Source organism: Herbaspirillum sp. DW155, from assembly GCF_037076565.1.
Classification (GTDB): domain Bacteria; phylum Pseudomonadota; class Gammaproteobacteria; order Burkholderiales; family Burkholderiaceae_D; genus Herbaspirillum.
The window spans coordinates 1,697,997-1,719,813 of record NZ_AP029028.1 but is presented as its reverse complement, the minus strand read 5'-3'; the positions used below and the strand labels follow the sequence as shown (position 1 = coordinate 1,719,813).

At 62.6% G+C, this 21,817-nt stretch carries 21 protein-coding genes; 8 read left to right on the top strand and 13 right to left on the bottom strand.

Features of this window, described 5'->3' with window-relative positions; genetic code table 11:
- Window positions 1-128 precede the first annotated feature (128 nt).
- Window positions 129-914: an IclR family transcriptional regulator gene (locus AACH55_RS07685; protein ID WP_338718860.1), complete on the top strand. Its 786-nt coding sequence runs from the start codon at window positions 129-131 to the stop codon at window positions 912-914.
- A gap of 102 nt (window positions 915-1,016) precedes the next feature.
- On the opposite strand, the gene pbpG is transcribed toward AACH55_RS07685, so the two are convergent.
- Both pbpG and AACH55_RS07675 read right to left on the bottom strand, forming a co-directional pair.
- A complete protein-coding gene (pbpG, locus tag AACH55_RS07680) occupies window positions 1,017-2,117 on the bottom strand; it encodes a D-alanyl-D-alanine endopeptidase (protein ID WP_338718859.1) in 1,101 nt (366 codons plus the stop codon).
- A 421-nt stretch (window positions 2,118-2,538) separates the two neighbouring features.
- Entirely contained in the window at window positions 2,539-3,300 is a 762-nt protein-coding gene (locus AACH55_RS07675; RefSeq protein ID WP_338718858.1) for a methyltransferase domain-containing protein, read from the bottom strand.
- Window positions 3,301-3,429: 129 nt separating this feature from the next.
- Between AACH55_RS07675 and AACH55_RS07670 the strand changes: the two genes are divergently transcribed.
- Complete coding sequence (locus AACH55_RS07670; protein ID WP_338718857.1) at window positions 3,430-4,236, top strand: helix-turn-helix transcriptional regulator; 807 nt, start codon at window positions 3,430-3,432, stop codon at window positions 4,234-4,236.
- A 15-nt stretch (window positions 4,237-4,251) separates the two neighbouring features.
- Here AACH55_RS07670 and AACH55_RS07665 read toward each other — a convergent pair whose 3' ends face one another.
- Together AACH55_RS07665 and AACH55_RS07660 are read right to left on the bottom strand one after the other, a co-directional pair.
- Entirely contained in the window at window positions 4,252-5,151 is a 900-nt protein-coding gene (locus AACH55_RS07665) for a DMT family transporter (RefSeq protein ID WP_338718856.1), read from the bottom strand.
- Between the two features lie 44 nt (window positions 5,152-5,195).
- Window positions 5,196-6,041, bottom strand: coding sequence for a histone deacetylase (locus AACH55_RS07660; RefSeq protein WP_338720220.1), 846 nt, complete (start codon window positions 6,039-6,041; stop codon window positions 5,196-5,198).
- Between the two features lie 441 nt (window positions 6,042-6,482).
- On the opposite strand from AACH55_RS07660, the gene AACH55_RS07655 reads away from it, so the two are divergent.
- On the top strand, window positions 6,483-7,046 hold the full coding sequence (locus AACH55_RS07655; protein ID WP_338718855.1) for a phasin family protein: 564 nt from the start codon (window positions 6,483-6,485) through the stop codon (window positions 7,044-7,046).
- 77 nt (window positions 7,047-7,123) lie between these two features.
- On the opposite strand, the gene AACH55_RS07650 is transcribed toward AACH55_RS07655, so the two are convergent.
- From AACH55_RS07650 to AACH55_RS07630, 5 genes are all read right to left on the bottom strand, one after another.
- Window positions 7,124-7,930, bottom strand: coding sequence for a molybdopterin-binding protein (locus AACH55_RS07650; RefSeq protein ID WP_338718854.1), 807 nt, complete (start codon window positions 7,928-7,930; stop codon window positions 7,124-7,126).
- Between the two features lie 113 nt (window positions 7,931-8,043).
- Window positions 8,044-8,889, bottom strand: coding sequence for an EI24 domain-containing protein (locus AACH55_RS07645; protein ID WP_338718852.1), 846 nt, complete (start codon window positions 8,887-8,889; stop codon window positions 8,044-8,046).
- Entirely contained in the window at window positions 8,889-9,875 is a 987-nt protein-coding gene (locus AACH55_RS07640) for a sterol desaturase family protein (RefSeq protein WP_338718851.1), read from the bottom strand. The genes AACH55_RS07645 and AACH55_RS07640 overlap by 1 nt, the downstream gene beginning before the upstream one ends.
- Window positions 9,876-9,956: 81 nt before the next feature.
- Window positions 9,957-10,778 (bottom strand): polysaccharide deacetylase family protein, encoded by an 822-nt coding sequence (locus AACH55_RS07635; RefSeq protein WP_338718850.1) that lies wholly within the window; start codon window positions 10,776-10,778, stop codon window positions 9,957-9,959.
- A 27-nt stretch (window positions 10,779-10,805) separates the two neighbouring features.
- Entirely contained in the window at window positions 10,806-11,798 is a 993-nt protein-coding gene (locus AACH55_RS07630; protein ID WP_338718849.1) for a beta-propeller fold lactonase family protein, read from the bottom strand.
- A 311-nt stretch (window positions 11,799-12,109) separates the two neighbouring features.
- Here AACH55_RS07630 and AACH55_RS07625 point away from each other — a divergent pair, with 311 nt between their 5' ends.
- Window positions 12,110-12,466 (top strand): FKBP-type peptidyl-prolyl cis-trans isomerase, encoded by a 357-nt coding sequence (locus tag AACH55_RS07625; protein ID WP_338718847.1) that lies wholly within the window; start codon window positions 12,110-12,112, stop codon window positions 12,464-12,466.
- Window positions 12,467-12,484: 18 nt separating this feature from the next.
- Window positions 12,485-12,742 (top strand): acyl-CoA-binding protein, encoded by a 258-nt coding sequence (locus AACH55_RS07620; protein ID WP_338718846.1) that lies wholly within the window; start codon window positions 12,485-12,487, stop codon window positions 12,740-12,742.
- 108 nt (window positions 12,743-12,850) lie between these two features.
- On the opposite strand, the gene AACH55_RS07615 is transcribed toward AACH55_RS07620, so the two are convergent.
- From AACH55_RS07615 to AACH55_RS07600, 4 genes are all read right to left on the bottom strand, one after another.
- Window positions 12,851-13,831 carry a D-glycerate dehydrogenase gene (locus AACH55_RS07615; RefSeq protein ID WP_338718844.1) on the bottom strand — a complete coding sequence of 327 codons (981 nt, stop codon included), beginning with the start codon at window positions 13,829-13,831 and terminating at the stop codon, window positions 12,851-12,853.
- A 45-nt stretch (window positions 13,832-13,876) separates the two neighbouring features.
- On the bottom strand, window positions 13,877-15,253 hold the full coding sequence (locus AACH55_RS07610) for a sodium:proton antiporter (RefSeq protein WP_338720218.1): 1,377 nt from the start codon (window positions 15,251-15,253) through the stop codon (window positions 13,877-13,879).
- A 184-nt stretch (window positions 15,254-15,437) separates the two neighbouring features.
- Window positions 15,438-16,613: a nicotinate phosphoribosyltransferase gene (pncB, locus tag AACH55_RS07605; protein WP_338718843.1), complete on the bottom strand. Its 1,176-nt coding sequence runs from the start codon at window positions 16,611-16,613 to the stop codon at window positions 15,438-15,440.
- A 196-nt stretch (window positions 16,614-16,809) separates the two neighbouring features.
- Complete coding sequence (locus AACH55_RS07600; RefSeq protein ID WP_338718842.1) at window positions 16,810-18,063, bottom strand: ABC transporter substrate-binding protein; 1,254 nt, start codon at window positions 18,061-18,063, stop codon at window positions 16,810-16,812.
- A 384-nt stretch (window positions 18,064-18,447) separates the two neighbouring features.
- On the opposite strand from AACH55_RS07600, the gene fdxA reads away from it, so the two are divergent.
- From fdxA to phaZ, 3 genes are all read left to right on the top strand, one after another.
- A complete protein-coding gene (gene fdxA / locus AACH55_RS07595; RefSeq protein ID WP_013233640.1) occupies window positions 18,448-18,771 on the top strand; it encodes a ferredoxin FdxA in 324 nt (107 codons plus the stop codon).
- 292 nt (window positions 18,772-19,063) lie between these two features.
- Window positions 19,064-20,137 carry an NAD(P)/FAD-dependent oxidoreductase gene (locus AACH55_RS07590; RefSeq protein ID WP_017454207.1) on the top strand — a complete coding sequence of 358 codons (1,074 nt, stop codon included), beginning with the start codon at window positions 19,064-19,066 and terminating at the stop codon, window positions 20,135-20,137.
- 314 nt (window positions 20,138-20,451) lie between these two features.
- A complete protein-coding gene (phaZ, locus tag AACH55_RS07585; RefSeq protein ID WP_338718840.1) occupies window positions 20,452-21,687 on the top strand; it encodes a polyhydroxyalkanoate depolymerase in 1,236 nt (411 codons plus the stop codon).
- Window positions 21,688-21,817 lie beyond the last annotated feature (130 nt).

Sequence of the window (21,817 nt, the reverse complement as noted above, 5' to 3'; positions counted from 1 at the left end):
CACTTTGCGCCCCGCCCGCACGGCCGGATGAAGCTCTCGTCACACAGGAAAAGCACGTATGAACTTTTTGTTCTTTTCACATTGTGGTATAACCTTGACATTCATATTGCAACGCACCAGGCCGCACCATGAAAAAAGAAGCTGCAGGCGACACAGAACAGATTTCGATCCAGGTCATCGAGCGCATGGTGTCGCTGCTCGACGCGCTGGCGGAGTATCCCGATCCGGTAAGCCTGAAGGAATTGTCGGCGGCGACCGACCTGCATCCCTCCACCGCGCATCGCATCCTCAACGATCTGGTGGTCAAGCGCTTCGTCGACCGGGTGGAACCGGGCACGTATCGCCTGGGCATGCGCCTGCTGGAGCTGGGCAATATCGTCAAGAGCCGGCTGTCGGTGCGCGAGGCGGCGCTGGACTTCATGCGCGCGCTGCACCGCAAGACCCATCAGACGATCAACCTGTCGGTGCGCCAGGCCGATGAAATCGTGTATATCGACCGCTCCTTTTCTGAACGTTCCGGCATGCAGGTGGTGCGCGCCATCGGCGGCCGCGCGCCGCTGCACCTGACCTCCACGGGCAAGCTGTTCCTGTCGGTGGACGATCCCAAGAACGTGCGCGCCTACGCGACCCGCACGGGGCTGGCCGGCCACAACAAGAATTCCATTACCGATCTGGCCAAGCTGGAGCGCGAACTGTCGATGGTGCGCGCGCTGGGCTATGCGCGCGACAACGAGGAACTGGAACTGGGCGTGCGCTGCATGGCCGCCGGGATCTGCGACGACAGTGGCAAGCTGGTAGCGGGGCTGTCGATCTCGGCGCCGGCCGACCGTCTGCAGGATGACTGGGTGGATGACCTGGTGAGCACGGCCAGCCAGATTTCCTCGGCGCTGGGGTATCGCAAGGATCGCAGCTGAAGCTTCATATGGCAGCCCTGGGCAGCCCTGCACAGTCAATCAGGCAATAAAAAAGCGAACCCGAAGGTTCGCTTTTTTATTGGAGAAAGGGAAGAAAAAGAATCAGCCCTCGTCTGCCCGCACCATCTTCATGCGGGTCAGGTTGGGCTGGTCTTCCACCAGCCACTTGCGCATGCGGGTGGCATCGCCCACGTGCGAGAGGCGGCCCTTGGAATCGAGGAACACCATCACGATGGGACGACCTTCGATGCGGGTGTACATCACCAGGCAGTGGCCGGCTTCGTTGATGAAACCGGTCTTCTGCAGGCCGATGTCCCATTCCTTGTTGGAGGTCAGGCGGTTCGAGCTGTTGTACTGCATGGCATGGCCGCTGGGTTCGACCATGTACTTGGGATCGGTAGAGTACTGGCGGATGATGGGGTAGTTGTAGGCCGCCACCACCAGCTTGGCCAGGTCGCGGGCGCTGGCCACGTTCTGGCTGGACAGGCCGGTCGAATCGACGTAATGGGTATCCATCATGCCCAGCGAGCGGGCCTTGGCATTCATGGCCGCCACGAAGGCCGGCAGGCCGCCCGGATAGTTGCGGCCCAGCGCGGAGGCGGCGCGGTTTTCGGAGCTCATCAGGGCAATATGCAGCATGTCGTCGCGGCTCAGGGTGGCACCCACGCGCAGACGCGAGCTGCTGTGCTTTTCGCGGTCCACATCGTCATCGGTGACGGTGAGCACTTCTTCCATGTTCTGGTGCGCTTCGACCACCACCAGCGCGGTCATCAGCTTGGTGACGGAGGCGATGGGCAGGGCAACTGAAGAATTCTTCTCGAACAGGACTTGCGAGCTTGCCTGGTCGATCACCAAGGCCACGTTGGAACGCAGCGCCAGCGGATCAGGGGTGAGGTTCAGGCCGGCCAGGTCGCCCGCCGTCATCACCGGCGGCACCACCGGCACCGAGGGCGCGGCCGAGACACGCTGGTAGCTGACATGACGCTTGCCCTTGACCACGCTGACCTTGCGGACCAGTTTTTCGCGGTTGTTCAGGGAGCCTTTGGCCACCGTCTTGCTGACGGCCTGGGCCGGTCGCTTGGCTACGACTTTCTTGGCCGGCGCTTTCCTGGCGGCGTTGTTGACCGTCTGGGCTGCGGCAGGGGCCAAACCAGCGTGGATGAAGAGTACGGATGTGAAAATGGCCAGCGCTGTTTTGATCATAGGTGGAACTCCCCCCGAATTTACCCTGAAAGTACACAAGAGAAACGTCGGCAGTGTAGCAAAAAGCAGATTTTTCGCAAGAGAATTAAGACGTTAGCGCATTTTTTTAAACGCGTTTCTATCTCTCGCCCCGGCCAAGTGCCCCACACTTTTTCGGGATTTTCCTGCAATTTTGCCGGGTTGCTGCTCAAATTTTTCGACTTTTATCAAGCAAAACCCAGGCCAACGAGACGACATCATTCTCAGTTTAGCTGTCAGCAATCGGTCACAATGAGGATAACAGACGGCAATACTGGCCCCAGATGTTCGCTTTACGATGTTCTGGAGTGAACGAATAACGAGGGAGTGTCACACAGCGTTGACGCCTTGTCTCCTGCCATCAGAGGCGAAAACACGGCGTCAACAGTCTTGTTCATTGCGCTCAGGACTTGCGCGCCTCCAGCATGGCCACATCGATGGAGAAGGAACAGGCGGCATCGAGTTCGAAATAGGCTTTCACTTCCTCGGGGGCAGCCTGCCAGAGCGCGCGGATGGCGGTGATATGGTCTGGGGGCGTACGCATGCGGGCCACCCAGGTGTCGAATTCCAGGCGCAGCTTCCAGGTCTTGTCGCTGGCGATGGCAAAACCGGCCGCCTCCAGCAGCTTGCGCCAGGAGTTCAGGCTGATATTGCGGACATGTGAAGTATCGCGCAGCAATTCGATGGCCTGCACATAGGTCTCGGCCAGCACGTCGGCGGGGGCAGCCGTGTCGATGACGATGAAGCGTCCACCCGGCTTGAGCACGCGAAACACTTCACGCAATGCCTGCGGCAAGTGACGCCAATGGTGAGCCGAGAAGCGCGTGCAGACCAGATCGAAGCTGGCATCGGGAAACGCCAGCCGGTCGGCGCTGCCCTGGCGTACGGCCAGATTGTGCATGCCACGCTCTGCGGCAGCCTTGGAGACCACGGCCAGCATCTCGCCGGACAGGTCATAGGCAATCACTTTCTCCACCACCGGCGCCACCGCGAAACTGGCATGGCCGCCACCGCAACCCAGGTCCAGCACACGTGCGTTGGGCACGGAAGCGGCAATCTGTGCCAGCTCCTGCAGGTCGGCCCCCTGGGCATGGACGGCACTGGTGAGATAAGCGGCGGCGGTGCTGCCGAACTGTTCGGTGACGACTTGCTGATGGCTGCGCATGGCGGGGCTCCTGGGCGATATGAAAGAAAAGACAGTAGTGCAGTGGATGAGCCGCCAGTCTAGCGCCTTCATATCCTGTTACAAGTGAAGCATTTATACTATTACCCCGACCACCACCCTGCCCCGCCCATGGAACCCGATCTGGCCCGCCGCGCCCTTGGCGACTTCCTCAAATCCCAGCGCGAACAGACCGCGCCCGCCCAGGCCGGGCTGCCGCACCTGGCCTACGGCCGGCGTCGCACTCCCGGCTTGCGGCGCGAGGAGGTGGCGCAGTTGTGTGGTATCAGCGTGACCTGGTACACCTGGATCGAGCAGGGACGCACCGATTCGGTCTCGCCCCAGGCGCTGGCGCGTATCGCCGATGCGCTGCACCTGCCGCGCGCCAAGCGGGCCTATCTGTTCGAACTGGCGGGCAAGAAGGATCCGGTGTCGCCGGAACAGCAGGCCGCCACGGCAGTGGCACCGGAAATCCTGGAAGTGGTCAGCCAGTTCCGCGCCCCGGCCTATCTGCTGGATCGCTACTGGAACGCGGTGGCCTGGAATCCGGCTGCACGCAAGCTCTTTACGGGCTGGCTGGATGGCAAGGAGAAGCTGCCCAATCTGCTGCGCTTCATGTTCGCCAGCAGCGCTGCCCAGGCACTGACGGTGGAATGGGAGCAGCGGGCGCGGCGCCTGGTGGCGCAATTCCGCGCCGATAGCGCCAGCCTGCTGGATGATCCGGAACTGCTGGCGCTGGTGGAGGAATTGTCGGCGGCCAGCCCGCACTTCCAGCGGGCCTGGCATCTGCAGGATGTGGTGGAGCGCGAAGGCGGCGAACGCCGCTTCCGGCATCCGCAACTGGGAGAGTTGCTGTACCGGCAGGTCAATTTCCACGTGGCCAACCGGCCCGACCTGAAGCTGGTGACGCTGATGCCGGGTGCCGTCGCCGCCGCTTGAATCTGGCTGAGCTGATTACCTGCGCACCACGAAAGCAACGCCGATCACGCCCACCAGCATGCCCAGCGCACCGATGAGGCTGAAGGCTTCGCCAAACATCAGCCAGGCCATCACGGCCGTGGTGGGCGGCGTGAGATAGAGCAGGCTGGTGACGCTGGTGGCCGCACTGCGGCGGATCAGGGCAAAGAGCAGGAAGATCGCGCCGATCGACAGCGCCAGCACCGACCACAGCAGTGCACCGATGAATTGCGGCGTCCAGTGGACGTTGCTGACATGCCAGTCCAGCCCTTCCAGGGCCACTGCAAAGGGCAGTACCACCACGATGGACGCCATGAACTGGATGGCGGTGCCGGTGCGCAGATCGAAGTGGGCGCAGTAGCGTTTCTGGTAGAGCGTGCCGGCAGTGATGCACAGCAAGGCGAACACGCACAGCGCGATGCTGGCGGTGGACAGGCCAATCAGGGAAATCTTGTTGGCCACCACCAGCCCCACCCCGCACAGGCCCAGCGCCAGGCCGATCCACTGGCGTCCACGCACCGATTCCCCCAGCAGGGGCGCGGCGAAGGCGGTGAGAATGGGTTGCAGACCAACGATGAGGGCCGACAAGCCGGCCGGCATGCCGATCTTGATGGCGCACCAGACCCCGGCCAGGTAACCGGCCTGCAGCAGCACGCCGGCCACCGCCACATGGCGGATGCGGCCATGCGGCCAGGGCGCGCGAAACAGCAGCACCAGCGGCAACAACACCACCAGCACGCCAGTAAAACGCAACAGCAGGAAAGTCAGGGGCGGCGCATACGGCAGGCCGAACTTGGCCACGATGAAGCCGGTACTCCAGATCAGCACGAACAACAAGGGCACCAGGCTCATCAGGAGCTGGCGGGGCCGGCGGGGGCCGGCGGCGGATTGCATCATTTCTTTTCCATCAGCGGGCGCGGGGAGGCGTCCGGGTCATCTCGTCATGCGCTCCAGCGGGCTGCGTGGAGGCTGGCAAGCCTTATCGTTTGTATATGAACGGCTACGGTTTGTTCGATATCTCTGCCGTAACCGCCCGCCATCGTAACCGCAACCGGGATTTTGTGCTCGCGGGCATACGCGAAGACGGCTTCATCCCGCGCGGCCAGACCGGCCAGGGTCAGCTTCATCTTGCCCAGGCGGTCGCCTTCGTGGGGGTCGGCGCCGGCCAGGTAGATCAGCAACTGCGGGGCGAAGCGCTGCTGCAAGGTGTGCAGGGCCGCACGCAGGGCCTGCAGGTAATCGGCATCGCCCACGCCATCGGGCAAGGCGACGTCGAGGTCGCTCTGCTCCTTTTCGAAGGGATAGTTGTTCTCTCCATGCAGCGACAAGGTGAACACCGATTCATCGCGCGCCAGGATGGAGGCAGTGCCGTTGCCCTGGTGCACGTCCAGATCGACGATGGCCACCCGGGCGGCGCGACGTTCGGCTTGCATCAGCCGGGCGGCGATGGCGGCATCGTTGAAGACGCAAAAACCTGCACCGTGATCCGCATAGGCATGATGGGTGCCGCCGGCCAGATTGACCGCCACCCCATCGCTGAAGGCCGCGCGGCAGGCCGCAATGGTCGCGCCCGAGGAGCGGCGGGAACGCTCCACCATCTGCGGCGACCAGGGAAAACCGATCTCGCGCTGCTCGGCCGGCGTCAGTGCACCGGCACTGGCGCGGGCGATGTAATCGGGATGATGTGCCAGCGCCAGCTCACCATCGCTGGCGGGCTGGGCTTCATGAAAATCCAGGCCGGGGACGGCCGCCGCCGCCCCTTCCCGGATCATCCGGTATTTCACCATCGGGAAGCGGTGGCCCGGTGGCAGTGGCAAGACAAAGTGGTCGCTATAGAATGCCTTCAATTTTTCTCATCCTTTTCATCTATGCTGCATTGCAACAAAAGACCTTGCTGCGTCGCGCAAACGATTGCGCGCCATGTTGCGATAACCGGTTTTGGTGCTGCAGCACAAAAGCTCATCTTTAATGGCATGGTTGCTAATAAACATCCTCAGATCCTCGCTAAGTCATTGATTAGACTTGGATCAACTTTGAAGCGCTTTTCAACATTCCCGCGCGATGAAACATTTGACTTTATGCACGATTGAACTAGAATCGCCTTGTGCATCGCATCATATTCAAAGAAGAAATTACATCGGAGATCCACCTTTCAAACCTGATCGGTCCGTAAGCAATCACTGTCGCTGCCTTGTTCATCAACCCATCAAAGAGAAGGATGTTTCAACATGACGACCTACACCGAGCAATTTTCCGCTGCAGCCAAAGCCAACGCCGAAGCGCAAATCGCCCTCTTCAACCAGTTGGCCAGCAAGACCTTTGAAGGCGTGGAAAAACTGGTGGACCTGAACCTGAAGGCCGCCAAGTCCTCGCTCGAAGAAACCCAGGCCGCTGCGCAAAAGCTGTTCTCGGCCAAGGACCCGCAGGAATTCTTCACCCTGACCAGCTCGCATGCCCAGCCGACGCTGGAAAAGTCGGTGGCCTATGGCCGTCACCTGAGCGGCATCTTTTCCAGCACCCAGGCTGAACTGACCAAGGCGGCCGAAGCCCAGATCGCCGAAGTCAACCGCAAGGTTGTCGCAATGATCGACGAAGTGGCCAAGAATGCTCCTGCTGGTTCCGAGCAAGCCATCTCGATGTTCAAGTCGGCCATCGGCAACATGAGCGCCGGCTACGAGCAGTTCACCAAGAACGCCAAGCAAGCCGCTGAAGTGCTGGAAGCCAACGTGACCAACGCCGTGGACCAGATTTCCCAGGTCGGTGCCAAGGTGAGCCGCGCTGCCAAGAAGTAATCCCCAGTTTCACTGGCAGATACAAATGCCCCGGTCTGGCCGGGGCATTTTTTTGTCCTGCGCCAGCGTGCAGCGCCTCAGTTGCTGATCTGGAACTCGGCGTGCAGTGCGCGCAGACCTTCCTGCATCTTTTCGAAAGCCGGCTCGACCTGCGTGGGGTCGCCCTTGACGCCCAGGTCGATGTGGCGGCGGGTCTTGTCGTCGCCCACGTGCGGCAGGCTGAATACCTTCACCAGCGGGAATTGCGCCTCGATGGCTTCCATCAGCGGGGTCAGGGTCGATTCCATCGCCTCGAACACCAGCATGGAACGCTCGGCCCAGGCCTGGCGGTGGAACTGGTCGGCATAATGCGTTTCCAGTACCCATTCGAACATCGGCCAGGCCATCACCGGGAAGCCGGGCGCGAAGTAATGCGCCCCGCTGCCGCTGGTGTTGTTGAGCCAGAAGCCGGGAATCTTGTTGTAGGGATTGGGGATGATGGAGGCGCCCTGCGGAAACTCGCCCATCTTCAGGCGGTGCAGATTGTCCGGCGCGTTGAAGTCGGGCGTGGTGCCGGCTTCACGGCCCATGTCGGCGATGCGCTCCTGGATCTTTTCTTTCGCCTCGGGATGCAGCATCAGCGGCACGCCCAGCGCGGCGGCGGCGCACTGGCGCGTGTGGTCGTCAGGGGTGGCGCCGATGCCGCCGGTGCAGAAGACCACGTCGCCGGTAGCCAGGGTGCGCTTCAGGGTGGCCGTGATGCGCTCGGGATCGTCGCCGAGGTACTCGGCCCAGGACAGTTGCAGTCCGCGCTGGCTCAGCAGCTCCAGGACCTTGGGAAAATGCTTGTCGATGCGGCGGCCCGAGAGGATCTCGTCGCCGATGATGATGAGTCCGAATGCCATGAGTCTGTCTGCCCGAAAGTTGATGAAACACTGCGGCGATTATGCCCGATTCAGGCGGCCCACGGATCGGCCTGCCCGGCCCGCCACCGGCTGCCGCGCTGCTGCAACTGGCGTCAACGTGGCGTCACGTCGATGATGTCGGCGTCCGGCGGGCCGTCAGGCGCCTGGCCGCGGCGATATCGCAGCAGCGCTTCCAGGCAGTAGAACTGGAACCACAGGGCGGTGAAGACGAACACCAGTACATACAGCCAGATCGCCACCCCCGCCAGCGCCGGCAGCAGGATCACCGACAGCACCCCGCCCAGCCACAGCAGCGTGGGCGCCGCGCCCAGCGCACCGGCGACGGTGCCCACCGCCAGCAGCGGCCAGCGATGCAGGTGCAGCACGGCGCGTCGTTCGTCGGCGCTGGCGTAGTCGGCCAGGGTGTCGTAGGCCATGACGCGATAGGTCAGCCAGCCCCACAGCAGCGAGTGGATCACGAAGGCCAGCGGCGGGATCAGGAAGGCCCACAGCGTAGCCAGCCACAGCAACGTGAAGACAGCGAAGCACCACAGCGAAGTCCAGAGGCTGCCGGCCACGCTGCCGCCGTGGCGCTTGTCCAGCATCGGATAGTGGCGGTTGCCGATGTGGCGGGCGATGGCCGGGATGGTGAACAGGCCCACGAACACCAGCGCGGTGAGGATCATCAGCGGCAGCAGCGTCCACATGGCCAGGAGCGGCACCAGCACCGTCTTCAGGGCACCCATGCCGAACCAGGCCAGCATGCCGCCGATCTCGCCGAACATGCCGTGCGAGACGAAGTAGCCTTGCAGCCAGTCGATGATGGGTTGCAGTCCCAGCCACAGGCACACGGCCCACAATCCCAGCGAGACGACGAAGGGCAGCACCGTCAGCCACAGCATGCGGATATGCAGTTGCGCCAGCAAGGCGCGTCCGAAGGAGGCGATGAACAGGCGCATCAGCGGGGCTTGCGTCGGGTCAATTCCACCAGGCGCTTGACGCCCAGCCACTGCTGCGCCCAGAAGCCGCTGCCGTAATCACGTCCCTTGCCGGCCGGCGGCGGCAGCTGGTCGCGTATCCCGGTCATGGCGAAGCCCTTGCTGAAATGGGCGGTGCGGAAGATCACATCCCAGATCGGGAACAGCACCGCGAAGTTGTGCCCGCCCAGGGAATTGCGGCCACGGCTTTCATGGCCCAGGCCAATGGCGTGATGGGTGCGATGGAAGCGCGGCGACACCAGCAGGTACTCGCCAATACGCCCGAAGTGGATGCGCACGTTGGCATGCTGCAGGCTTTGCAGCATGCGCGAGAGCGAGACCAGCAGGATGTATTGCGAGGGCTCCACGCCGATCAGTACGGCGATCAAACCGAAGATGATGTCATGCACCAGGTTGTCCAGCACGTGGTCGCGGTCATCGCTCCACAGGTTCATGTTCTGCTGGCTGTGGTGCAGGCTGTGCAGCGCCCACATCCAGCGCACGTTGTGCTGAGCCCAGTGGTAGGCGTATTCACACAGGTCCAGCACCACCATGTAGAGCAGGAAGCTCACCAGCGCGCGATCGGTCACGCCGGGCCAGATCTGGTCGAGGTTGAAGGTACCCCAGCCTTCCAGGTGCAGGGCTTCCAGCACATAGGACAGCGCCGGGTCCAGCAGCATGAAGGAGAGGATGGGGATGATGCCCAGGCGCTGCAGCACGGTGTAGATGAAATCGTTCCAGCGGGCGTACGGGTCGGTGATGGGATGGACCGGAATGGCCGCCTCCAGCGGACGCAGGATCAGGAACAGGATCACCAGTTCGCAGATGCCCACCAGGACGAATTCGGTGCCGGTGAAGGCTTCTTCGACGAATTCCCCCATGCCGATGAAAAACACCAGCGGTTGCACCAGGGTCTGGAACAGCCAGCCCTGGACGGCGGCAAAGAGGTCGGAAATGGTCTGGATCATGGATAACGTGGCTTCGGTATAACGATGACGGCGCCCGCTCCCCTCCCCTGGGCCGGCGCCGCTTGGACTTGCGGGTGGCGGTCAGCGTTCCTTGGCGGCGGCGAACAGATGGCGGTAGGCCGGATGGTCCCGCAGCGTGGCAAAGCAGAACCCCTTCTGCTCCAGTCCGCTGATGAGCGGCTCCAGCACGGCCGGCGCCCACGGGTCCTGGCGCGACCAGATGCCCATGTGGGCGAGGAAGATATCACCATCCTTGAGTCCGGCGAGCGCTTTCTTCAACAGCATCGCGTTGGGGAATTTGTCGCTGGGCAGTTCATCCCCCGAGAAACCGGCCGGTGCCCAGGCCACGTGGGCATAGCCGCACCCCTGGCCAGCCTTGAGCAGGTTGGGGGTGAGCCGGCCACCGGGGGCGCGCCAGAGCGGATCGAGCTTGTGGCCGGTCAGTCGCTGGAAGCGCTCATCGACCTGTTTCATTTCTTCACAATACTGGGCCGGCGTCCACTGCAGCTTCTTGCCGGCTTGCGCACCAAATTGAGGACGCACCTCGATCTTGCCATCAGGCAGGTCGCGCACCACGTAGACGTGATCGAACGTGTGCGTACCGAAGGCGTTACCCTCCGCCACCAGCCGCTTCCACAGCGGCGCCCAGGCGGGGTCGAGGGAATAGTCGCCGTGGATGGTCTTCTCGTTGGCGAGGAAGAAGGTGGCGTTGATATGGTGGCGCTGCAGGGTCTGCTCGATCAGCTCGGCCTGGGACTGGCTGCCGGTATCGAAGGTCAGATAGATGTGGCCCTTGCAGGCCGGGGCCGCCGGGGCCACCGGTTGCGCCACTACCTGGCCGGCCGCCAGGATGGCGAACAGGCACAGGCCGCGCAGGGAATGCTGAGAAAAGGACTGCATCATTGATAAGCCGTCAGCGGTGAGCGAAGATCAGATATCAGGAGCGCGGTTGTACAGGTAGATGCCATGCGGCGAGCGCCCCACCGGGATCACCTTGGTCACCGAGCGGCTGGCCAGGTCGATCACGGCCACCTTCTTGACCCAACGCAGCGTGGCCCACATGGTCTTGCCATCGGAAGTCACTTCCATGCAGTCGGGGCCGCCCGGCACCTTGATGGTCCCAACGTTTTCCAGGGTATGCATGTCGAGCACGCTGATGGTGTTGGCCACGCGGTTGGAGACGTAGACGAAACGCTTGTCCCCCTGGGCACGGAAATTGTGGGCGCCGATGCCGGTCTTGATCTTCTTGACCACCTTCTGGGTACGCCAGTCGACCACGGCGACGTAATCCGCGCCCATGATGCCCACCAGGAGGTACTTGTTGTCCGGGGTCATGATGATCCCGGCCGGCAGCTTGCCCACCGGCATGGTCCATTTGACCTGCTGGGTGGCCAGGTCGATGGCGCTGATCTCATCGCTGCCCTGCTGGGTGATGAAGGCGGTGGTGCTGTCGTTGTCGAAGGCGATATGGCTGGGGGTCTTCGCCAGCGGGATGCGCTTGGACAGCTTCAGATCCTGGCCGTCATAGGCGTAGACGTCAACGCGGTCCAGGCGCAGGCCAGTGGCGACGAACCATTTCTGGTCGGGGGTAAAGCCGATCTGGTAAGGGTCGATGATGTCGCGCAGCTTGCGTTGCACCGCGCCGGTCTTGGGATCGAGGAACAGCAGCTGGTTACCGGTAGCGCTGGCCACGATCAGGGACTTGTTGTCCGGGGTGGCCATCAGGTGGTGGGGTTCCTTGCCCACCGAGAAGGTCGAGAGCTCCTTCTCGCCGGTTTCGTCCAGCAGCGACACGGACGCGTCGCCGGAATTAAGCACCACCACCACGTTGGCATGGGCCGGGGCGGCCACCAGGGACAGCACGGCCGAAGCGCATGCTGCGCGCAGGGAAAGGGATAAAAGTTGGCTGAATCGACGCAACATGACGAACTTTACTCAAAAATGCCTGATCTATCGTGCAAGAAGCACGTCCTCGGATACTAACGCTTGCCAGGATGATCCCGCTGACAGTCCTCTGACGCAATATGAAAAAATTCTAGATTTTTGGTTTACACTGCCTGCCGATCCGGTCGCATGACGCCACCGGGGCGGCCTGAAGGCCAGCCGCAGCGGGCCTGGAGCCCGATATGAAGATCAGTGCAAGGATGTTTCCAGCAGGCATCCCGCGCGGTCAACATTGGTCAGCAAGCCCGCAGTAACGGCCGCCACCCCATCCCCTCACCGAAAGGAAACCGATGTCCACCATCACGACAGCTTCCGGGCTGCAATATGAAGAAATCAACGTTGGCGCAGGCGACGAAGCCAAGGCCGGCAGCCATGTCACCGTGCACTACACCGGCTGGCTGCAGAATACCGACGGCACCGCCGGCAGCAAGTTCGATTCCAGCAAGGACCGCAATGACCCGTTCGCCTTCCCGCTGGGCGCCGGCCACGTCATCAAGGGCTGGGACGAAGGCGTGCAGGGCATGAAGGTCGGCGGCATCCGCAAGCTGATCATCCCCGCCGGCCTGGGCTATGGCGCCCGTGGCGCGGGCGGCGTGATCCCCCCGAACGCCACCCTGATCTTCGAAGTCGAACTGCTGGCCGTCTGAGCCCGCGGGAGGAGAGACATGAGCACCCTGCAAGAACAGTTCGAAGCCGCCGTGGCGGAATCCAAGAGCCTGCCCGAGCGTCCCGACAACATGACCCTGCTGAAGATGTATGGCCTCTACAAGCAGGGCAGCAATGGCGACGTCCAGGGTGAACGCCCCGGCATGACCGACTTCGTGGCCCGCGCCAAGTTTGACGCCTGGGCTGCGTTGAAGGGCAAGCCGCAAGCCCAAGCGCAGCAGGAATACATCGATCTCTTCAATGAACTGAAAGGTTGATGCGGCAACAACGGCGGCGTCTTGTGAATGCCCGCCGTCAGCCGGAAATGCCACGGGCGCACCTGCCATGCAGGTGCGCCCGTTTTGCTTGGGTGTGGTCCTGCCGGATCAGCCCTTGAACACATCCGGATTGAGGAGGTTGGGCGGACGCTGGCCCGACAACGCAGCGATCAGGTTGTCGGCCGCACAATTGGCCATCGCCAGACGCGTGGGCGTGGAAGCGCTGGCGATATGCGGAGTCAGCACCACGTTGCCGAGATCGAGGAATTCCGGCCTGAAGGCTGGCTCGTTCTCGAACACATCCACCCCGGCTGCGGCGATGCGGCCTTCACGCAGCGCGGCAATCAGCGCGGCATCATCGACGATGCCGCCACGGGCGATGTTGGTCAGGGTGGCCGTGGGCTTCATCAGCGCCAGTTCGGCTGCGCCGATGGTGTGATGGGTATCTTTCGAGTAGGGCAGCACCAGCACCACGTGGTCGGCCTGTTGCAGCAGTTCTTCCTTGCTGACGTAGCGGGCGTTGTTGGCCCGCGCTTCCAGCTCGGGCGCCAGGCGTGAACGGTTGTGATAGAGCACCTGCATGTCGAAACCCAGCGAACGGCGCGCAATGGCCTGGCCGATGCGGCCCATGCCGATGATGCCCAGGGTGGCACCGTGGATGTCGGGACCGACGAAGCTGTCATAGCTCCATTTCTTCCACTTCCCCGCGCGCAGGAAGTGCTCGGATTCGGTGATGCGCCGCGCCGCCGCCATCATCAACGCCCAGCCAAAGTCGGCGGTAGTTTCATTCAGGACATCAGGCGTATTGGTCGCCATCACGCCGGCCTGGGTGGCGGCACCCACATCGATGTTGTTGTAACCCACGGCCATGTTGCAGACCGCCTTCAATTGCGGATTGGCGGCGAAAAGAGCGGCCGTCACCGGCTCGCTGGGCGTGGTGAAGAGGCCATCCTTGCCCTGGGCTTTGGCCTGCAGTTCAGCGGCAGTGTAGATACGGTCATCCTGATTGGATTCGACCTCGAAATGCTGCTCCAGGCGGGCCAGGACTTCAGGGAAGACGGCGCGGGCGACGAAGATCTTGGGTTTCATGCGGGTCTCGTTGTCTCGGTTTCGTTATCGGAAGGGGTGGAACACTCAGAAGAACAGGAAGCTCATGACGATGAACAGCGGGACGAGGATCGCCCCTGACCAGGCCAGATAGCCGAAAAAGCTGGGCATGCGGATGCCGCGCTCCTCGGCGATAGCCTTGACCATCATGTTGGGGGCATTGCCGATGTAACTGTTGGCCCCCATGAAGACGGCACCGGCCGAGATGGCCGCCAGCGTCGAGGCCAGCGGCCCCATCAGCTCGCGCGCGTCGCCCGAGGCCGTGTTGAAGAACACCAGGTAGGTAGGCGCATTGTCGAGGAAGGACGACAGCAGCCCCGTCATCCAGAAATACATCACGTCGTCGGGCTTGCCATCCGGCCCGGTCACGGCCTGCACCACGGCGGCGAAAGCGCCCTCTTCACCCGCGCGCAGCATGGCGATCACCGGAGCGATGGTGAGGAAGATGGCGGCAAAGAGCTTGCCCACTTCCTGCATCGGTCCCCAGCTGAATTCATTGCCGGCGCGCGCCGACTTCGGCGTGAGCCACAGCGACAGCAGGATCACCAGCAGCAAGGCGCCATCGCGCAGCAGGTTCTGCCACTCCAGCGGCGTGCCCAGCAGCTCGGCGGCCACGCCCGGCTTCCACAGGCCGCTCATGAGCACCAGCCCGATCACCGCGCCCAGCAGCACGAAGTTGAGCCTTCCTTCCAGCCACAGCGCCGAGTCCGGCGTGGGATCGACCGGCCGACGCTCTTCACGGTTGAGGTAGAAGTGACGGTCCAGCAGATAGAAGATCAGCAGCAGCGCACCGCACAGGAAAAGCATCGGCCCCAGCAGATGGCGCGCGGTCCAGAAGAAGTCCACGCCCTTGAGGAAACCCAGGAACAGCGGCGGATCGCCCAGCGGCGTCAGGGAGCCGCCCGCATTGGCCACCAGGAAGATGAAGAACACCACCACATGCACCGTGTGCTTGCGGTCATCATTGGCACGGATCAGCGGACGGATCAGCAGCATGGCCGCCCCCGTGGTGCCCGTGAGGCTGGCCAGCAGCGTACCCAGCGCCAGCAGTCCGGTATTGAGCGCAGGCGTGCCATGCAGGTTGCCGCGCACGCAGATGCCGCCCGCCACGGTGAAGAGCGCGGTCAGCAGGATGATGAAGGGCAGGTATTCCGCCACCAGCGCATGCACGCTGATGGTCAGGGCGGCGTGCGTGCCATGCAGCACCGCGAAGGGCAGCAGGAAGGCCAGTGCCCAGGCGGCGGCGATCTTGCCGAAATGGTGATGCCACAAGACCGGCGCCACCAGCGGCAGCACGGCAATGGACAGCAGAACACCGACAAAGGGCAAGGCCCAGAACAGCGAGAGGCCGGCGCCATCCAGCTCGGCACCCCAGCCCGGCAAGGGCAGGAGCGACGCGAACAGGGCAAATAAAGCGAGGGGTGCGAATCGGATCAGCAAATGTCGTCCTGATGGAATGCAGAAGGAGAAACTCCCCGCCACCGCCTGCCGCGCAGGCCATCACGGGGAGTCACACTATAGCAGCCGACCTGCCGCCCGCACGCAAAAACGCCCGGGTGAAAAAACTTTCAGGTATGACCCGATCCGGTCAAGCCTTGATCTGGAACACCTGGCGCAAATAATTCACATAGGCCGGGTCATCGCACATGTTCTTGGAAGGCGTATCGGACAGCTTGGCCACCGGCTGGCCGTTGCAGCGGACCATCTTCATGACCACCTGCAAGGGCGTATAGCCCAGGTCATTGGTGAGATTGGTGCCGACGCCGAAGGCCACCTTGGCGCGGTCCTTGAAGCGCAGGTAAAGCGCGCGCACCTTGTCGAAGTCCAGGCTGTCGGAGAACACCAGCACCTTGCTGGAAGGATCGACGCGATTGTCGCGGTAGTGCTGGATCAGGCGCTCGCCCCATTCGAAGGGATCGCCGGAATCATGGCGCGCACCATCGAAGAGCTTGCAGAAATACATGTCGTAGTCGCGCAGGAAGGCGTCCATGCCATAGACGTCCGAGAGCGTGATGCCGAGGTCGCCGCGATACTCGCGCGCCCACATCTCGAAGGCGAAGGTCTGCGAATCGCGCAGGCGCGGACCCAGCGCCTGGCAGGCCTGCAGGTATTCGTGGGCCATGGTGCCCAGCGGGGTCAGGTCGTGCTGCATGGCGTACATCACGTTGGAAGTACCGGCGAAGTGCTCGCCCATGTGCTGCTTCATCTCGTCGATGACTTCGGCATGCCAGCTGCGCGAGAAGCGGCGACGGGTGCCGTAGTCGGCGATCTTGCAGCCGGCCAGTTCGGCATCATCGGTGATGACCGACATCTTCTTGCGCAGGCGCGCCCTGCCCTCTTCCAGGTCCGGCGAGCGCTGCGTGGCGCGGAAATACACTTCATTGACGATGGCCAGCACCGGCACCTCGAACATGATGGTGTGCAGCCACGGGCCCTTCACCTTGATCTCGATCTCGCCATTGCCGGCCGGGTCGGGCTGGACGGTGATGTACTTTTCGTTCAGGTGGAACAGGTCCAGGAAATCGACGAAATCGCTCTTGATGAAACGCAGGCCGCGCAGGTAGTTCAGCTCGTCTTCCTTGAAGCGCAGGCGGCATAGCGCGGCGATCTCGGCGCGGATCTCATCGACGTAGGGCGTGAGGTCGATGTTCTCGTTACGGCATTTGAATTTGTATTCGACCTGAGCGCCGGGGAAGTGGTGCAGGACCACCTGCATCATCGTGAATTTGTACAGGTCGGTATCGAGTAGGGAGGTGATGATCATGAAGTCCGGATGCGGAGCTGCCGCATGCTGCCATGTTGATGGTCCACGTGCATGGCGGGCCGCCCCGGAGCGGTCCGCACGATGCGCTGGTCACGCCCTGGGGCGTGGCGACCGCTATCTTAACCGAGATCGACCAGGGCAAAGCCCCCTGCCATGAGGGGGCTTTGGCGCGACTGAGCGGGAAGGCAAGGCCGGATTACCTGGCCGCCGAGGCCGGGCGGCGTCCACGCACGTAGGTGGGCGGCGGCAGGTAAGCGGCGCCATCCAGATAGTGCCAGTCGCGCATGGTGCTGCGCCCGTCCTTCTGCGAGACCAGGCCGACGAAGGCGCCCATGGTGGATTGCTGGTCCAGCGCGCGGAAACTCAGTTCGCCCAGCGGCGACGACCAGTGCAGGCCGCGCAGGGCTTCCAGCAGGGCCTCGCCTGCCGCGCCATCGCTCTTCTTCAGGCCGGTGGCGATGGCCATCATGGTGCTGTAGCCGAGGACCGCCTGCAACTGCGGGCGCTCGCTGAATTTCTTCAGATAGGCTTCCAGGAAGCGCTGGTGCTCGGGCGTGTTGATCTGCTCCCAGGGGTAGCCCACGGCGAGCCAGTCGCGGATGGCTTCACTCTGGCTGGCATCCAGGCTTTGCGGACCGGGCGAGGTCATCGACACCACCCGCACGCCATTGAACAATTGCTGGCGATTGCCGGCCTGTACGAACTTCTGCAGGTCCTCGCCAAAGGTGGCGTTGAAGATGGCATCGGGACGCGACTGGCCAATGGCCCGCACCACGTCGTCGGCCTTGATCTTGCCCAGCGCCGGCCATTGATCGTTGACGAATTCCACGTCCGGGCGAGCCTGCTTCAACAGCATCTTGAAACTGGCCACGGCACTCTGGCCATATTCGTAGTTGGGCGCCACCATGGCCCAGCGCCGGCCCGGCATGCGCACGGCCTGTTCGGCCAGCATGGCTGCCAGCATGTAGGTCGAGGGACGCACGCGGAAGGTGTAGCGATTGCCCTTGTCCAGGGTGATGGCGTCGGACAGCGCATCGCCCACCACCAGCACGGTCTTGCTGCGGGCGGCTTCACGCGCCACCGTCAGGGCCACATCGGAGAGCATGGTGCCGGTCAGCACGTCGACGTGCTCCTTGCTGACCAGTTCTCGCGCATTGCGGGCGGCCTGGTCGGCATCGCCCTGGTCTTCGCGTGTGACCAGCTGCAGCGGGCGGCCATGGATACCGCCGGACTCGTTGATCTGCTCCAGCGCCAGCGCCAGGCCCTTGCTGTAGGCCTGCCCGGCGCTGGAGGAGCGGCCCTGGCTGTTGATCTCGCCAATGCGGATGGCCTCGGCAGCGTGCGCCGCCAGCGGCAGCGCCAGGGAAACAGCGACTGCCAGCGCGCCCAGCAGGGCCGGCAGCAACGACAGACGGAATCGGGGGGAGGACTGGGGGCCTGCAGCGTTCACGCCGGGACTTCCTTTTCTTGATGCGCGACAAGCAGCGTCACACCGGGCAGCCTGGCTCCATGCACCGGAGCGGCAGGCCACAAGACCCTGGCGGCGACTGGGCTTATCGCGCGCTTGTTTATTTACTTATACGTAATCTGTATAAGCCTCATTTGTGGGAAAAATCGAATTACCTTAAAATACAAGGCTTTGCGGCGGGTTGCGCAGCGGCATCATGAGAGCCTTCAGCGGGACTCCAGGGGGCGTTCACAAGACACCGGAAGCCGGCCAATGCACCTCAACCACAGGTTGACCAGCCGCAACATGATTTTAACCGTGCCATATTGCCATCAATTGCGGCGCAGTTAGCCATCGGTTTGAAGAATTTTTACAGATAGGACAGTTATGACCCACGTTGTCACCGATTCCTGCGTCCGTTGCCGCTATACGGATTGCGTGGATGTTTGCCCGGTGGATTGTTTCCGCGAAGGCCCCAATTTCCTCGCGATTGACCCCGACGAGTGCATCGACTGCGCCGTGTGCGTGGCCGAGTGCCCGGTCAATGCGATCTACGCGGAAGAAGACGTGCCGGCCGACCAGCAGCAATATATCGCCCTGAACGCCGAACTGTCCCGCAGCTGGCCCTCCATCACCAAGACCAAGGCACCGCTGCCGGAAGCCGAGGAGTGGAAGGACAAGACCGACAAGCTGCAATACCTGCAGCGCTGATTGCTGCGGAGAATCAAACGGTCCGGGCCTGTCCCGGTCCACAATGGCGGTTGCGCATCCAGCCCGGCGGCATCTTCGCCACGCCAGATGCGCAGCCGTTTGTATTTGGCCGCCGGCAACACCCCTGAGAGCCTCATGGCCGGGCGTTAGCGCCCACGCGCATCGCCGGCCTGCTGCACTTCTTTTACCTGGCCTCTCCCACCGCCAGCGGCCCCGCCGCCAGCCCGCGCGCCGCGCAAGGGAAGAGCCGCTCTATTGATCTGATCTACTGAAACAGGAATATCAAGAAATCATGGAAAACAATGTCCAGACTGCGGCAGTCAACGGCGTCATCGACGCCGATGCCGTCATCATCGGCGCCGGCCCGGTCGGCCTGTTCCAGGTGTTCGAGCTCGGCCTGCTGGAAATCAAGGCGCATGTGATCGATTCCCTGCCGGTCGTCGGCGGCCAGTGCGTGGAGCTGTATCCGGACAAGCCCATCTATGACATCCCCGCCGTGCCCGTCTGCACCGGCCAGGAACTGACCGACAACCTGTTGAAGCAGATCGAGCCCTTCTCGCCCACTTTCCACCTGGGCCAGGAAGTGACCGTGGTGAACAAGCGCGAAGATGGCCGTTTCGACGTCGAGACCTCCACCGGCACCAAATTCATCACCAAGACCATCTTCATCGCCGCCGGCGTCGGTTCGTTCCAGCCGCGCACCCTGAAGGTCGAAGGCATCGAGCAGTTCGAAGGTTCGCAGGTGTTCTACCGCGTCAAGGACCCGGCCCTGTTCGAAGGCAAGAACATCGTCATCTGCGGCGGCGGCGACTCCGCGCTGGATTGGGCGCTGAACTTCGTGGGCAAGGCTGAATCGGTGATCCTGCTGCACCGCCGTGAAGAATTCCGCGCTGCGCCGGCCTCGGTGGCCAAGATGAAGGAACTGTGCGAACAGTACGAAATGCAACTCCTGATCGGCCAGGTCACCGGCACCGAGATCAAGGATGGCAAGCTGGCCGAAGTCAAGGTCACGGGCGCCGATGGCGTCACCCGTCGCCTGCCGCTGGACATGCTGCTGGTGTTCTTCGGCCTGTCGCCCAAGCTCGGCCCGATCGCCGAGTGGGGCCTGGAGATCGAGCGCAAGCAGCTGAAGGTGATGGATACCGAGAAGTTCGAGACCAACGTCCCGGGCATCTTCGCCGTGGGCGACATCAACACCTATCCGGGCAAGAAGAAGCTGATCCTGTCGGGCTTCCACGAAGCCGCGCTGGCCGCCTTCGGCGCTGCGCCCTACATCTTCCCGGAAAAGAAGATCCACATGCAGTACACCACCACCTCGCCCAAGCTGCACAAGATCCTGGGCGTGGAAAGCCCGGTCTTCGACTGATTTTCCGTCGCCTGACCACCAGGGCCGCTGCAAGCGGCCTGCAGAGCCCCCGTCCGGTACGGGGGCTTTTTTTTATGAAGGTTTTTGCAAAAACCTGTGGGGCCGGCGCCACTGGTCTGACCAGCAAGCGGGACATAAGGCAAAGCGTGCTATGCTACCGCGTCGCAACAAGGAAAAAGTTGACAAATTTGAAACACTCGGATTTGTCAGCCAATGATCGTCGCCAAACGTTTGTGGCACATGCTTGCTGCGCGCCTGGTCCGGGCTATCCGCCTGGACGGGCAAGCCAGCCGGTGCTTGTATAAAGGTCAGCTATGCTTTATCAACTGCATGAACTCAATCGCGCGTTCCTGAACCCCATGATGCAATGGGCCGAAACCTCGGCCAAACTGTTCTCGGACCCGGTCTCCCCGCTCGCCCACACGCCTTTCTCGCAACGCATCGCCGCCGGCTATGAGCTGCTGTATCGCCTCTCCAAGGAATACGAAAAGCCGCCCTTCAACATCGGCGAAGTCCCGGTTGACGGCAAGCCGGTCGGCATCATTGAAGAAGTGGTCGAGACCAAGCCCTTCTGTCGCCTGATCCATTTCAAGAAAGACCTGTCGGCCCGCCAGAGCGCAGCCTTGAAGCAGCCCACCGTGCTGGTGGTGGCGCCCCTGTCCGGCCACCACTCCACCCTGCTGCGCGAGACCGTAAGGGCGCTGCTGCAGGAACATGACGTTTTCATCACCGACTGGACCGATGCGCGCATGGTTCCGGTCGAGGCGGGTGACTTCCACCTGCACGATTATGTCTATTACGTGCAGGACTTCATCCGCACCCTGGGCCCGGACGTGCACGTCATTTCCGTCTGCCAGCCCACCGTACCGGTGCTGGCGGCCATTTCGCTCATGGCCAGCGCCAACGATCCCAAGCTGCCCAAGAGCATGACCATGATGGGCGGCCCCATCGATGCCCGCAAGTCGCCCACGGCGGTCAATGACCTGGCCACCGAAAAGCCCTATTCCTGGTTCGAGAACACGGTGATCTATAGCGTGCCGGCCAACTACCCCGGTTTCGGCCGCAAGGTCTATCCGGGCTTCCTGCAGCATGCCGGCTTCGTGGCCATGAACCCGCGCCGCCATGCCCAGAGCCACTGGGACTTCTACATGCACCTGCGCAACGGCGACGATGCCTCCGCCGAAGAACACCGCAAGTTCTACGACGAGTACAACGCCGTGCTGGACATGCCCGCCGAGTTCTATCTGGAGACCATCAAGGTGGTCTTCCAGGACTTCAACCTGGCCCGTGGCACCTGGGAAATCGAAGGCAAGCTGGTGCGTCCGCAGGACATCAAGTCGGTCGCCCTGTTCACCATCGAAGGTGAGCTGGACGACATCTCCGGTTCCGGCCAGACCCAGGCGGCACAGGAACTGTGCAGCAGCATCCCGAAATCGCGCAAGCAGCACTTCACCGTGCCCAAGGCGGGCCACTACGGCATCTTCTCGGGCCGCCGCTGGCGCGAGATCGTCTGCCCCAAGATTGGCGAATTCATCCGCGCCAACGCGTAAGCACGGCCATCAGCACAAGAACGGCGCCCCGTCCCGACGGTGGCGCCGTTTTGCTTTGATCTGTCGGCATGATCTGCCGGCATGACTTGGCGCCGGTTTGGCCGGATAATAGCGCCCTTATTCCGTTGAA